General features: G+C 62.0%; 10 protein-coding genes. 4 read left to right on the top strand and 6 right to left on the bottom strand.

What is annotated here, in order from left to right:
- Positions 1 to 228: 228 nt before the first annotated feature.
- A complete protein-coding gene (locus NKH17_RS27325) occupies positions 229 to 1,650 on the bottom strand; it encodes a DEAD/DEAH box helicase (RefSeq protein ID WP_352898800.1) in 1,422 nt (473 codons plus the stop codon).
- A gap of 387 nt (positions 1,651 to 2,037) precedes the next feature.
- Here NKH17_RS27325 and NKH17_RS27320 point away from each other — a divergent pair, with 387 nt between their 5' ends.
- Positions 2,038 to 3,570, top strand: a complete 1,533-nt coding sequence (locus tag NKH17_RS27320; protein ID WP_352478807.1) for an acyl-CoA carboxylase subunit beta — start codon at positions 2,038 to 2,040, stop codon at positions 3,568 to 3,570.
- 172 nt (positions 3,571 to 3,742) lie between these two features.
- Here NKH17_RS27320 and NKH17_RS27315 read toward each other — a convergent pair whose 3' ends face one another.
- Both NKH17_RS27315 and NKH17_RS27310 read right to left on the bottom strand, forming a co-directional pair.
- Positions 3,743 to 5,746 (bottom strand): hypothetical protein, encoded by a 2,004-nt coding sequence (locus NKH17_RS27315; RefSeq protein WP_352898797.1) that lies wholly within the window; start codon positions 5,744 to 5,746, stop codon positions 3,743 to 3,745.
- Positions 5,743 to 7,272 (bottom strand): NAD(P)H-hydrate dehydratase, encoded by a 1,530-nt coding sequence (locus tag NKH17_RS27310; RefSeq protein WP_352898794.1) that lies wholly within the window; start codon positions 7,270 to 7,272, stop codon positions 5,743 to 5,745. The genes NKH17_RS27315 and NKH17_RS27310 overlap by 4 nt, the downstream gene beginning before the upstream one ends.
- A gap of 365 nt (positions 7,273 to 7,637) precedes the next feature.
- Between NKH17_RS27310 and NKH17_RS27305 the strand changes: the two genes are divergently transcribed.
- Positions 7,638 to 7,976: a P-II family nitrogen regulator gene (locus tag NKH17_RS27305; RefSeq protein ID WP_019857988.1), complete on the top strand. Its 339-nt coding sequence runs from the start codon at positions 7,638 to 7,640 to the stop codon at positions 7,974 to 7,976.
- 53 nt (positions 7,977 to 8,029) lie between these two features.
- Positions 8,030 to 9,439: a type I glutamate--ammonia ligase gene (gene glnA / locus NKH17_RS27300; protein ID WP_254817166.1), complete on the top strand. Its 1,410-nt coding sequence runs from the start codon at positions 8,030 to 8,032 to the stop codon at positions 9,437 to 9,439.
- Positions 9,440 to 9,557: 118 nt separating this feature from the next.
- Here glnA and NKH17_RS27295 read toward each other — a convergent pair whose 3' ends face one another.
- Positions 9,558 to 10,598: a glutamine synthetase beta-grasp domain-containing protein gene (locus NKH17_RS27295; RefSeq protein ID WP_352478804.1), complete on the bottom strand. Its 1,041-nt coding sequence runs from the start codon at positions 10,596 to 10,598 to the stop codon at positions 9,558 to 9,560.
- Between the two features lie 319 nt (positions 10,599 to 10,917).
- On the opposite strand from NKH17_RS27295, the gene NKH17_RS27290 reads away from it, so the two are divergent.
- Entirely contained in the window at positions 10,918 to 11,112 is a 195-nt protein-coding gene (locus NKH17_RS27290; protein ID WP_292660390.1) for a DUF2735 domain-containing protein, read from the top strand.
- Between the two features lie 76 nt (positions 11,113 to 11,188).
- On the opposite strand, the gene NKH17_RS27285 is transcribed toward NKH17_RS27290, so the two are convergent.
- Positions 11,189 to 13,075, bottom strand: coding sequence for an MFS transporter (locus NKH17_RS27285; protein WP_352972807.1), 1,887 nt, complete (start codon positions 13,073 to 13,075; stop codon positions 11,189 to 11,191).
- Between the two features lie 185 nt (positions 13,076 to 13,260).
- Positions 13,261 to 14,052: an ATP12 family chaperone protein gene (locus NKH17_RS27280; protein ID WP_352898912.1), complete on the bottom strand. Its 792-nt coding sequence runs from the start codon at positions 14,050 to 14,052 to the stop codon at positions 13,261 to 13,263.

Genomic DNA, 14,052 nt, shown 5'->3' with positions numbered 1-14,052 from the left:
ACGGGGCGACGGATCGTGTCTGCGGGTCGCTGGGGCGCCACGTCATTGCCGGCGACGCGCTCGCGCCATCGACCACGGCTTTCCTCGCGCAGCGGATTGTCGTGTGGGTCGAGGCGGTGGTGAAGTAAACCAAAGGCCTCAAGCAAAGGGCGACCGAAGCATCACTCCGGTCGCCCTTTTCAATCGTGAGTAACCAAGCCAGGCTTGGCCGGACGCAAAACGGTCAGATTATGCCGCCCGCGCAGCCGGCCGCTTGCCGCCGAAGCGGCGCTTGTTGTTGCCCTTGAAGGGCTTGGCGCCTTCCGGCTTGCGGTCGCCCGCAAAGGCCGGCTTGTCGCCGCCGAAACGCTTCTTGGCGAAGCCGTTGTTGGCGCCGCCGGGACGCCTGCCGTCGCGACGGCCGTTGTGGTCGTTGCGATCGTTGGCCGGCTCGAAGCTGCGCTCGTTCTTCTCAGCCGGATTGCGCTGCGGATCGGGGCTGCCGAGATGATCGGCAACGATCGGCAGCTTGGTGCGGATGATACGCTCGACCTGGCGCAGCTTGGCGTTTTCCGACGGGTCGCAAAGCGTGATGGCGATGCCATCCATGCCGTTACGGCCGGTGCGGCCGATACGGTGGACATAGCTCTCCGCCTCATCCGGCAGGTCGAAATTCACCACATGGCTAATGCCGGGCACATCGATGCCGCGTGCCGCAATGTCGGTCGCCACGAGAATGCGCACCGAGCCTTCGCGGAAATCGTTGAGCGCCTTCTGGCGGGCATTCTGCGACTTGTTGCCGTGGATAACGGCGGCCTTGAAGCCGTCGCGCTCGAGGTCCTTGGTCACCCTGTCGGCGCCATGCTTGGTGCGCGAAAAGATGATAACGGACTTCATCGCCTCGTCGGCGAGCATCGTCGATAACACCTGGCGCTTCTGCTTGGTGCGGGCAAAGACGACGCCCTGCACGATCTCCGCGGCCGCAGTGCTGTGGGGGGCGACCTCGACGCGGATCGGGTTCTTCAGCAAGCCTTTCGCCAGCTCGGCGATTTCGGCCGGCATGGTCGCCGAGAACAGCACCGTCTGACGGTCCGGCGCCGTCGCCCTGGCGATGCGCTTGACGTCGTTGATGAAGCCCATGTCGAGCATGCGGTCGCCTTCGTCGAGCACCAGCCATTTGGTGTCGGCAAGTACGAGATCGCCCTCACGCACCAGATCGGTCAGCCGGCCAGGCGTGGCGATCAGGATGTCGACGCCGGGTGCAACCTTCTTGACCTGGCTGAAGCGCGAGACGCCGCCAAGCACCAGCGCGGTCGAGACATGTGCGCCCTTGGCGAGAATCTTGATGGTGTCCTCGATCTGTACGGCGAGCTCGCGCGTCGGCGCCAGGATCAGCGCACGAGCCGTCTTCGGCCGGCGCCTGGTGCCAAGCGCGATGATCTTCGACAGGATCGGCAGCGCGAACGCCGCGGTCTTGCCCGAGCCGGTCTGGGCGATGCCGAAAATGTCGCGGCCTTCGAGCTGCGGCGGGATAGCCTGCGCTTGAATCGGCTTGGGATCGGTAAAGCCTGCGCCATGGGTGGCCTTGAGCAGTGCACCACTAATTCCAAGTGCGGCGAAACCGGTCAGTTCCCAAGTGTTCTCACCGGTCAAAGTGTTTTCATTGGTCAAAATATTCTTCTTTCATGCGGCTTCTGGCCGCAAACATCGATGGCGGCAGGGCGCAACCTGCCGTCGACAATTGTCATGAAACGACAAGGCGGGCGGACGTCATCGTCCACACGGCTGCGCTGTCGTGCCCGCAGGCTTCATGCCACGGGGCTTTTTCGCCACCTTGCCGATATGTCGGGAAGAGGGAAAACAGACGCAACCAGTCTCATTCGTCGAGAAGGCCGGAGTGTCCCGGCCCAAGCGCCTATGCCGCCGCATATGGCCCAGTTCGCTTCGGAATGCAAGGGGTCGGATGCTGCAGCGCAGCAAAAGCCATGGCGAAGCGGCGCTTGCGCTCACTTGCTGCCACGATTACCACAATCCAGCTTTCCGTTTTGGGGACCGGTCATGAAGGACGTGCTGAAGGAACTCGAGCGGCGCCGCGAGATCGCCCGCATGGGCGGCGGCCGAGCCCGCATCGAGGCCCAGCACAAGAAGGGCAAGCTCACCGCCCGTGAGCGCATCGACGTCTTCCTCGACGAAGGCTCGTTCGAGGAGTTCGACATGTTCGTCGAGCACCGTTCGACCGATTTCGGCATGGAGAAAACCAAGATCGCCGGCGATGGCGTCGTTACCGGCTGGGGCACCATCAACGGTCGCCCGGTCTATCTTTTCGCCAAGGATTTCACCGTGTTCGGCGGCTCGCTGTCCGAGGCACATGCCGAAAAGGTAGTCAAGGTGCAGGAGATGGCATTGCGCAACCGCGCGCCGATCATCGGCATCTACGACGCCGGCGGCGCCCGCATCCAGGAAGGCGTGGCGGCGCTCGGCGGCTACGCCGAGATCTTCCAGCGCAATGTTCTGGCCTCCGGGGTCATCCCACAGATTTCGCTGATCATGGGCCCTTGCGCAGGCGGCGACGTCTATTCGCCGGCGATGACCGACTTCATCTTCATGGTCCGCGGCACCTCCTACATGTTCGTCACCGGGCCGGATGTGGTGAAGACCGTCACCAACGAGACAGTCACCGCCGAAAGCCTCGGCGGCGCTTCCGTCCACACGACGAAGTCCTCGATCGCCGACGGAGCCTACGACAATGACGTCGAGGCGCTGTTGCAGATGCGCCGGCTGGTCGATCTGCTGCCCGCCTCCAACACGGCGGAAATTCCCGAGATCGAATGCCACCAGTCGGTCACCGATCACGATCTGTCGCTCGACAGGCTGATTCCCGACAATGCCAACAAACCCTACGACATCAAGGAGTTGATCCTTAAAGTTGCCGACGAGGGTGACTTCTTCGAAATCCAGCAGAATTTTGCGAAAAACATCGTCACCGGCTTCGGCCGTGTCGAGGGCCGCACCGTCGGCTTCGTCGCCAACCAGCCGATGGTGCTGGCCGGCGTGCTCGATGCCGACGCCAGCCGCAAGGCGGCGCGCTTCGTACGCTTCTGCGACTGCTTCTCGATCCCGATCGTCACCTTCGTGGACGTTCCGGGCTTCCTGCCCGGCACCGCGCAGGAGTATGGCGGGCTGATCAAACATGGGGCCAAGCTTCTGTTCGCCTATGCCGAAGCGACCGTGCCAAAGATCACCGTCATCACCAGAAAGGCCTATGGCGGCGCCTATGACGTTATGGCATCAAAGCATTTGCGCGGCGACATGAACTATGCCTGGCCTACGGCGCAGATTGCCGTGATGGGCGCCAGGGGAGCGGTCGAGATCATCTACCGCAAGGACATCGGCGATGCGGAGAAAATTGCTGCGCATACAAAGGCTTACGAGGATCGCTTCCTTTCGCCCTTCGTTGCCGCCGAGCGCGGCTATGTCGACGAGGTGATCATGCCGCATTCGACCCGCCGGCGCATCGCCCGCGCACTCAGGATGCTGCGCAACAAGGACATGCAGAACCCCTGGAAGAAACACGACAATATTCCGCTGTGAGGCGCTGATGTCGCGCCTGATCTGGTTTCCGCCTTGGCGAGCCTGCTGAGCGATACGATCGTCGCCGAACGCGTCCGGCATTTCGACGGTGAATGGACATCGAACATCGCCGACGACCTCGATCGATAGCTGTCCGCCTGGAGCTACTGCGGCCAATGTCAGAGTCGTCGGCCTATTCCGCTTCCGCCGCTCCGAACCCGGCTCCCATCATCGCGCTGACAGCGCCCGACCACGGCGTGGCGTGATTGTCGATGCGCATCTGGAAGATGAAGTAGGTCGGCGAGCAGAAGCCGATGCCTTTCACCTTGCCGATGCCCGGCGTATCGGGCGGCAGCGACTGGCACATGTAATCCTCGCGACAGAAATGGCCGGCCGAGCAAGCGGGACGATTACCGCGATTGACAGCGCCGCCCAGGCACTGGTCGAAATTATTGGTCGCCACGCAGGTGTCGAATTTTTTGCCGCCGACCAATCCGCAAATCTCGTTCGGCATCGGCTTGCCCGGTTTGAAGGCGGCAAAGCTGCGATCCCGATCGTCGCAGCCGCGATAGGCGATACCCGCCGGCACGCCGATCTTCGGCGGTCGGCAGGTGTAGCCGGTACGCGAAATGCCTGGCGCGAACGCCGCGAACTGGCCGGTGATGATATAGCGGTCATTGAAAGGTTGCGCCGGGTTGCTGGTGATCGAGCCGGTCAGGCACGGATGGCCGGAGAATATGTTTTCGCTGTCCTTGGGCAACAGACATTGCGCCAGCTTGGTGCGCACGCCGGACGCGGTCGCTAGCGGCGTGCAGACGGTGCCGCCGCCGCATTGCCAAGTCGCGCCGAAGCGGGCTGCATCTTCTGGCATGAAGCACGGCATCGCCATTTCGGCCGGCGAATAGGCAATTTCGCCGGCCTCGTTCCATGTCGCCGGCGGCGCGAAGGACAGCGGGCGGAAGCGGTTCGGTTCCTTACCCCTCGCAGTCGCGTGCAGCCAGGCGACGCGGCGCGGGATGTCGGCGTGGAGATGCGGTGAGATACCGACCTCGATGCGGTTGAGCGGCGAGGTCGTCTTGTCATCCAGGCCGATAAAGTGGAACCCGGCGGTCGAACCCGCCTGATGGCAGCCCTGGCAGGCGCCATTGTCCAGCCGCTCGACCAATGCTTCTGGCGTGCGCACCAGCTTCCGCTTGGAATAATCGAGCCCGGCGAAATCCGCGGGCCGGAACAGTGGCGTGAACGGGTGGTTGGCCTGCCTTGCGCTGCCGAAAGTCGACCACGAGACTACCTTCTTTGCCAAGAACTTATCGGGGATTTGGTAGACGCCGAGGTCGATTGCCGCGACATTGGTGCGGACATAGTCGGCAAGTCTTGCTTTCAGCGCAGCGTCGTCGGCGAGACGTGCCGTGTCGGGCGTGTTTTCCAGCGGCTTTTCACTGACAGCCCCGCCGTCGATGCCGAAAATGCGCATGAGATAGGCGGCCTGTCCGCCGAATTCGGTCTCCTGGCCGGAGGGGAAGCGGACCACTTGCGCATTGAGCTCGAGCTGCTTGAAGGTGAGTGCCGCTCTTTCCAGCGGCCCGCCGATCAGCCAGCCGGCATCGACGCTCTCGTCGAGTTGTGGCGCCCAGCGTCCGGCGACGCCGACACAACCGCCATCGGCATCCGGCGCGACATTGTAGATGGCACTGAAATTGAACGGCAGGCGCGAGGCCAAAACCTTGCCGTTCTTCTTGAAGCTGTAGGCGAGGCGATAGATGAAGCGCACTTCGCCGCAACTCGTGTCGCCCTGCAGCGCGGCGAAGTCGCGCCGATCGAGCCGGTTGACTATGCCGACGAGACGGAAGCGCGCGGCATCGGTCCTCAGCCAGCGCATGTCCATGACACGGCCGACATTGCCGTCGGTCACCTCGTAAAGCGGCCGGCCGCCGGCCTTCATCTCGGCCCGCAATGCTGCGACGTCGCTTGCAATCGTTTCGACGATCGCATGATAGGCCGGCGCCTTGTCGTAGAGAGTCTTCAAATCGCCCTTGCCATCGACGCCGAAAATACCGGCGAAACCATAGCCCTTGCTGTCAAGCTCGGCGAGAACGGCCGGGTCGTCGACGATGGTTAGCGGAGTTTCAGCGTTCGCGGCCTGTACCATGGACATGGCACTAATGATCGCAACGAGCAGCGCAATCAGGCGGTTCATTCGGCAGCCATCCCGCGGCTTTCAACGAGCTCGCGCAGCACCGGCACCAGCGCCAGCGGCAAGTCCTCGGCGATCAGCCCCGGTCCGAAACGGCTGCCGGTCTCGGCATGGATCCAGACTGCCGCACAGGCCGCTTCGAAGGCTGGCATGCCCTGAGCCAGCAACCCGGCGATGATGCCCGACAGCACATCGCCCGAACCGGCCGTAGCCAGCCATGAGGCACCATTGCTGTTGATCGCTGCCCGGCCATTGGGGGCCGCGATCACTGTGTCGGCGCCCTTGTAGACGAGAATAGCACTGGCACGCTTAGCGGCGGCGCGGGCCTTGGCGAGCTTGGACAAATCGTGGTTCCCGGCGACATCGGGAAAAAGCTTGGCGAACTCGCCCTCATGCGGCGTCATCACCAGAGCCGGCGTTTTCGGTCGACGGGCGGCTTCGAACAGGGCATCCGGCGCGTCGCGAAACGAGGTGATGCCGTCGGCGTCGAGCACCAGCCCGTCGATCCCGCTGCCCTGCCCATGGGCGTTGCCGAGTACGACCAGGGCAAAATCGCGCGTTTTCTCCCCGATGCCAAATCCCGGGCCAAGCACGAAGGCCGATGGGCGGCGGCTGCCGACGAATTCGTCCACATCCGCGATAGTGTCTATCTTGTGCAGCATGACCGAGGTCAGATGCGCCGCGTTCACCTGCATGGCGTTCGCCGGCGACAGCAAGGTGACGGCCCCTGCCCCGCTCCGGGCCGCGGCAAGCGCCGACAGCCGCGCAGCACCCGTCGTCGACGGTCCGCCGGAAAAGACGCCAACATGGCCGCGCTTGTACTTATGGGCGTCGACCGCCGGAACCGGAAGGCGGTCAAGCCAGAGCGCCGGAATGTTCTCGAATGTTCGCGGTTGAAGCTGCGCAACGATGCTGTTGTCTATGCCGATATCGGCCAGCTCGATGTCGCCGCACAGCTCGCGCCCCGGCAACAGCAGATGGCCTGGCTTTTTTCGCGCGAAGGTCACCGTGGTCCGGGCCCGGAAGGCGTTTCCTAACACATTGCCGCTCTCGCCTGAAACGCCCGACGGCAGGTCGACCGCCACAACCGGCAAGTTCAATTCGGCCGCAATGTCGATCACCTTGGCGGCATCGCCGGACAGCGGCTTAGACAGCCCCGCCCCATAGAGCGCGTCAACCACGACGGAGCCCACCTCGGCAACGAAATCCGACAGCGGCCGAGCTTCAACCGGGCATTCCGAGGCAGCGAGTGCCGCATCACGGCCGCCTTTGGGCGATCCGGACGCCCACACAGAGACATCGACGGCGCTCTCCCGAAGGATCCGGGCCACGACATAGCCGTCGCCGCCATTGTTACCGGGGCCGCAAAGCACGTGGACGCGTGTCGCCGCCGGGTAGCGCTTGAGCACTACGGCGGCAACCGCAGCGCCGGCATTGCGCATCAGGCCAATACCGTCGAATGGACCGGCGGCAATCGCCAGCCGGTCGGCCTCGGCCATTTCGGAGGGAGACAAAAGTTCGTTGCTCATGAAATATCAGGCGACATGCACATCATTTCCCCAAGCATTGTCCAGTTTTTGATCCGACGCAAACAACGAAGGTCCCCAAGCAAATTTGGCGGCGCACCTCGTTCGGGACGACGGCGCGCAGCTGCTCATGAAATATCCGATCTGCCCAATTTTTGTGCGGACGGCAGGATCGGCGGTGTGTAGGCTCGCGGCGTTCATGGCGCATCCGACGCAGCGAATGATGCGAATGTACATTCCTGCGCGGCATGGTATCCAAATCAAGTGAGGCTGCTCGACGCCCCATCAATTGGCACAGTTCGTGCTTGATCGAGGCGCAAGCGGGGCTCACAACCCGTCTTTTTTTGGCAGTGGAGGCCACTTTTTACATGAAAAAGATCGAAGCGATCATCAAGCCGTTCAAGCTAGACGAAGTGAAAGAAGCGCTTCAGGAGGCCGGGCTGCAAGGCATCACCGTGACCGAAGCCAAGGGCTTTGGCCGCCAGAAGGGCCATACCGAGCTTTATCGCGGCGCCGAATATGTCGTCGACTTCCTGCCAAAGGTGAAAATCGAGGTCGTGCTCGGCGACGATGCGGTCGAAGCCGCGATCGAAGCTATCCGCAAGGCGGCCCAGACCGGCCGTATCGGCGACGGCAAGATCTTCGTCTCGAACATCGAGGAAGTGGTGCGCATCCGCACCGGCGAAACCGGCATGGACGCCGTCTGAATTTTCCCGTTAAAAGGCCACGTTCAAACGTCATCACATAGGGAAGCAGGGACATGACGACAGCCAAAGACATCATGAAGCAGATCAAAGACAACGACGTGAAGTTCGTTGATCTGCGCTTCACCGATCCGAAGGGCAAACTGCAGCACGTAACGATGGATGTCGTCGAGGTCGAGGAAGACATGTTTGCCGATGGCGTCATGTTCGACGGTTCCTCGATCGCCGGCTGGAAGGCGATCAACGAGTCCGACATGGTGCTGATGCCCGATGCGGATACGGTGCATATGGACCCGTTCTTCGCCCAGTCGACCATGGTCATCCTGTGCGACATTCTCGATCCGATCTCGGGAGAATCCTACAACCGCGACCCCCGCGGCACCGCCAAGAAGGCCGAGGCCTACATGAAGGCGGAAGGCATCGGCGACCAGATCTTCGTCGGTCCTGAAGCCGAGTTCTTCGTGTTCGACGACGTCAAGTACAAGGCCGATCCCTACAACACCGGCTTCAGGCTGGATTCCACTGAACTGCCGTCCAATGACGACACCGACTATGAGACCGGCAATCTCGGTCACCGGCCGCGCATCAAGGGCGGCTATTTCCCGGTGCCGCCGATCGATTCGGCACAAGACATGCGTTCGGAAATGCTCACCGTGCTCGCGGAAATGGGCGTGCGCGTTGAAAAGCACCATCACGAAGTGGCCGCCGCGCAGCACGAGCTCGGCATCAAGTTCGACACGCTGGTCCGCAACGCCGATAAGATGCTGATCTACAAATATGTCGTGCACCAGGTCGCCAACGCCTATGGGAAGACGGCCACTTTCATGCCGAAGCCGGTGTTCGGCGACAATGGCTCGGGCATGCATGTCCACCAGTCGATCTGGAAGGAAGGCAAGCCGACTTTCGCCGGCAACGAATATGCCGGCCTGTCCGAGAGCTGCCTGTTCTACATCGGTGGCATCATCAAGCATGCGAAGGCGATCAACGCCTTCACCAACCCGCTGACCAATTCCTACAAGCGCCTGGTTCCGGGCTACGAAGCGCCAGTGCTGCTCGCCTATTCGGCACGCAACCGCTCGGCCTCGTGCCGCATTCCGTTCGGCTCGTCGCCGAAATCCAAGCGCGTCGAGGTCCGCTTCCCCGATCCTGGTGCCAACCCCTATCTCGCCTTTGCCGCCATGCTGATGGCCGGCCTCGACGGCATCAAGAACAAGATCCACCCGGGACAGCCGATGGACAAGGATCTCTACGACCTGCCGCCGAAGGAATTGAAGAAGATCCCGACCGTCTGCGGGTCGCTGCGCGAAGCCCTGCAGAGCCTCGACAAGGACCGCGGCTTCCTGAAGGCCGGCGGCGTCTTCGACGACGACCAGATCGACAGCTATATCGAGCTCAAGATGGCCGAGGTGATGCGCTTCGAAATGACGCCGCATCCGGTCGAATACGATATGTATTATTCGGTGTGATCCCGAACCTCATAGTCACGTAGAAAAACCCCGGCGGAGACGCCGGGGTTTTTTATGCAATGCGATGGGAAAGAAAGTCACGGCGCAGACACTCGAGGTCCGCGCCGTGAACGCATTCTCAAGCCGCCGCCGAAACCTCGGCGCTGGTCGGGACGGAGGCGATCGTCTTCAATATCTGCGAAGCGATCTGGTAGGGGTCGCCCTGCGAGTTCGGACGGCGATCCTCGAGATAGCCCTTGTAGCCGTTGTTGATAAAGGAATGCGGCACGCGGATCGAAGCGCCGCGGTCGGCGATGCCGTAGCTGAACCTGTTCCAGGGCGCGGTCTCGTGCTTGCCGGTCAAACGCTTGTCGTTGTCCGGCCCATAGACGGCGATGTGATCCATCAGGTTTTTGTCGAAGGCTGCCATCAGCGCCTCGAAATAGGTCTTGCCGCCGACTTCGCGCATATAGGCGGTCGAGAAGTTGGCATGCATGCCGGAGCCGTTCCAATCGGTGTCGCCGAGCGGCTTGCAGTGGTATTCGATGTCGATGCCGTACTTCTCGGTCAGGCGCTGCAACAAATAGCGCGCCATCCACATCTGGTCGGCGGCCTTCTTGGAGCCCTTGCCAAAGATCTGGAATTCCCACTGGCCTTTGGCTACCTCGGCGTTGATGCCTTCATGATTGATGCCGGCGGCAAGGCAAAGGTCGAGATGCTCCTCGACGATCTGCCTGGCGACGGAGCCGACATTGCTGTAGCCGACGCCAGTGTAGTACGGGCCTTGCGGCGCCGGATAGCCACTCTCAGGGAAGCCGAGCGGACGGCCGTCCTTGTAGAAGAAATATTCCTGCTCGAAGCCGAACCAGGCGCCCTCGTCGTCGAGAATGGTGGCGCGTTTGTTGGACGCGTGCGGCGTCACGCCGTCCGGCATCATAACCTCGCACATGACGAGCGCGCCATTGGTGCGGGCGGGATCCGGATAAACGGCGACCGGCTTCAAAACGCAGTCGGAGCTGTGGCCCTCGGCCTGCATGGTCGAAGAACCGTCGAAGCCCCACAGCGGAAGCTGGTCGAGCGTCGGAAACTCGGCGTAGTCCTTGACCTGCGTCTTTCCGCGAAGGTTGGGAACCGGGGTGTATCCATCGAGCCAAATGTACTCGAGCTTGTATTTCGTCATTCTAGCCTCTCGTTGCTTGATCACCGAACCCTGGATGGCGCCGGGGCGAGCCGGCCTATCCAGCAGCCGACCTGCCGGACTACTAAAATGCAATTCGTGTGCCATTCTCGCCGGCGACGGATGCGGCAAAAGTGAGGTTGTATCCGCCCAAAATCGCTGGTCTGCCGTCATGCTGCGCTCGGATCATCCACAAGCACATTTTGCACAAATAATGTGCACGTACTGATCTTTTCGTAATCATGTTGCCTAATTCGGTTGCTGAACCTATGTTGGGGAAAGGTTGAATCGGCAAGGTTCTGTCGAAGAAAGGAAACCGACAATGGAAATCACTTCCACTCGTCAGTCGGCCAAAATCCTGATGTTCCCGGTGGCAGCGCGCGCCTCTGCCTCAAATTTAAGCGGAAAGGCTAAGTTCGCGGCAGAACTTGCTTCTTTGCGCAACCGAACGGATTTCGGAAGTGCCTGGTATCATGAGGCAGCGATCGAGGAAGCGAAACAGGATCGGAAGAGCTAAGCCCTGCACTCGATAAATTGAAAAAGCCCGGCGCGATCGCTCGCGCCGGGCTTTGCTTTGAACCGGGACGGGCCGGCTACTGTTTGGTGTGCAGGTCCGTTCCGAGCGTGTCCCTGATAAAGATCATGCCGATGATCAGCGACATCGCCGCGATCACCACTGGGTACCAGAGACCGTAGTAGATATCGCCCTTGTAGGCGCTGAGCGCGAACACCGTCGCCGGCAGCAGCCCGCCGAACCAGCCATTACCGATGTGATAGGGCAGCGACATGCCGGTGTAACGGATGCGGGTCGGGAACATCTCGACCAGGATCGCGGCGATCGGCCCGTACACCATCGTGACGAAGACCACGAGGATGAACAGGATGGCGATCGTCATCGGCCAGTTGACCGCTGCAGGGTCGGCAAACATGGCGAAGGGACCGCCGCCGGGTACGGTGTAGACAGTGACCTCGGGGGCTCCCGCAGCCTCGTCGGCAGTCAGCAGCTTGTCCTTGATCGCCTGGTCAGTCGGAACGGTAGCCTTGTCGCCGGCGCGGATTGCCGCGGCATCGAGCTTCAGCTCAGGATTGGCCGCAATGAAGGCCTCGAGCTTCTGGTCCGGCACCTTGGCGGCTGCCCGCTTCAGCGGGTAGCCGCCATCCCGAAGTGCAGTGTAGACCGCCTTGGCGAAAGCGGCATCCTTGGCCTTGGCCTGATCGCCGGCGGCCGTGGCGTCATAAGACTCGACCGTCTCGTTGCCGATTTTGACCGACGCGGCTGTACCGGGCGCCGCAGTCGATACCACGTCGTAAGGCACCGAGTTCTTGGTCAGGAACGAGGTGGCGATATCGCACGAGGTCGTGAACTTCGCAGTGCCCACCGGGTTGAACTGGAACTTGCAGTCTCCCGGTGCCGCGGTCACCGTCGCACGGGTGTTCTGCTGCGCGGTTGCGAGCGCCGGATTGGCTGCCCAGGTCAGCGCCTTGAACAAGGGGAAGGTGCAGACGATCGCCAGCGCAAGGCCGGCCATGATGATCGGCTTGCGGCCGATCTTGTCGGAGAGCCAGCCGAACACGACGAAAAAGATGGAGCCGACCGCTAGCGCGATGGCGATCATGATGTTGACCGATTGCGCCTCGACCTTGAGCACGTTCTGCAGGAAGAACAGCGCATAGAACTGGCCGTTGTACCAGACCACGGCCTGACCGGCGGTAAGGCCGAGTAGCGCCAGCAGTGCGATTTTTGCGTTCTTCCACTGGCCGAAGGCTTCCGTCAATGGTGCCTTGGAGCCTTTGCCTTCGTCCTTCATGCGCTGGAAGGTCGGCGATTCGGAGAGCGACAGCCGGATCCAGAGCGAGATGCCGAGCAGCAGGAAGGAGACCAGGAAAGGAACGCGCCAACCCCAGGCGGCATAAGTTTCCTTGCTCATCGACGCCTGCACGATCAGGATGACGATCAGCGACAGGAACAGGCCGAGCGTCGCCGTCGTCTGGATCCATGACGTGTAGTAGCCGCGGCGGTCGTCGGGCGCATGTTCGGCGACATAGGTCGCGGCGCCGCCATATTCGCCACCGAGCGCCAGGCCCTGCAGCATGCGCAGGATGATCAGGATCACCGGCGCGGCGATGCCCCAGCTCGCATATCCGGGCAGAAGGCCGACCAGGAAGGTCGACAGGCCCATGATCGTCATGGTGACGAGGAAGGTATATTTACGGCCGACGAGATCACCGATGCGGCCGAACAGCAGGGCGCCAAACGGGCGCACCAGGAAACCGGCCGCGAAGGCGAGCAGGGCGAAGATGTTGCGTGTCGCTTCCGGCGCCGACGAGAAGAAGGTGGCGCCGATGAAGGCGGCCAGCGAGCCGTAGAGATAAAAATCGTACCATTCGAAAACGGTGCCGAGCGAAGAAGCGAAGATGACCTTCTTCTCCTCGCGTGTCATGCCGCGGCTTGTTTTGCCGGCGGTCGATGCCATTGCCATGAGCGTATCCTCCCGTGTGATTCCGTCACCCCTCGATGCTGCGCGTCATCGTCCGCGTTTCCTCGCAACGCAGACTCAGTGCAGCCACCGGTGCAAAAAATGACAGAAAGCAGTGCCCAGAGGCAGACCGCCTTTGGGATTATGACTTTGGTCTAATGTGCAGTGCGAAATAGCGGGCGGTGCCGTCAGCCTTTGAGAGCTTCGAGCAGGCTGACTGCCGCCATCATGTCGCGCTTGCGGGCAGCGCGGCGCGCGAGCGCCTCTGCATCATGGCCCCATTGCTCGGCCTGCCAGTCCTCGTCGACATGACCGGCAGCCCAGGCCGCCTCGCCGTCGAGCTCGCCGAAGTCGACGGCGATCGCCAGCAGCGCCGATCCGGTCAGCGAGGTCATGACGTGAATGGCGGCAAGGCGCAGCGGATCGGCACGTTGGGCAAGATGCTGGCCAAGCAGCGCGATACTCTCGCGCGGCTGTTCGACATGGATCACGCCTTCGGCGAGATGGAACCGGGCGCCGAGTGCGCTGCGCACCCAGTCGATGACCGGGTCCCAATGCTCGTTCTGCCGGTCGACTAGTCCTTGGGGCGCATCGGCGCGGTAGCAGAGCAGATCGGATGAGGCGAAGCGCAGTATGTCCTCCAGCACCGCCTGGGGATCACTGGCGACGCCATCGATTGCCGTATTGACCAGACGCATCACCGGCATCGTCACCGGGTCGATGGTCTCCTCCTGTGCGGCGAATTCCTCGGCGACGAGAGCAGCCGCCTTTTCGGTTGGCAGCGCCAGCAGCGCCTTGGCCGGCGTGCGGACGGGCTTGCCATCGAGATGGACGGCAAAACCATCTTCGACCGGCGCTACCGCGACAGTCTTGTAGAAGCGCTTCGGCAGTTGCGTCTTCATCTGGATCTGGGCGCGACGCACCGGGTCCGGATCGGAGAGCTGCTTTCCAGCTTCGAGGTCGTTCAATATGTCGCGCAT

The sequence above is a fragment of the Mesorhizobium sp. M1334 genome, from assembly GCF_040317995.1.
Classification (GTDB): domain Bacteria; phylum Pseudomonadota; class Alphaproteobacteria; order Rhizobiales; family Rhizobiaceae; genus Mesorhizobium.
Note: the sequence above shows the minus strand (reverse complement) of the source record. Positions and strands in the feature narration are given on the sequence as shown.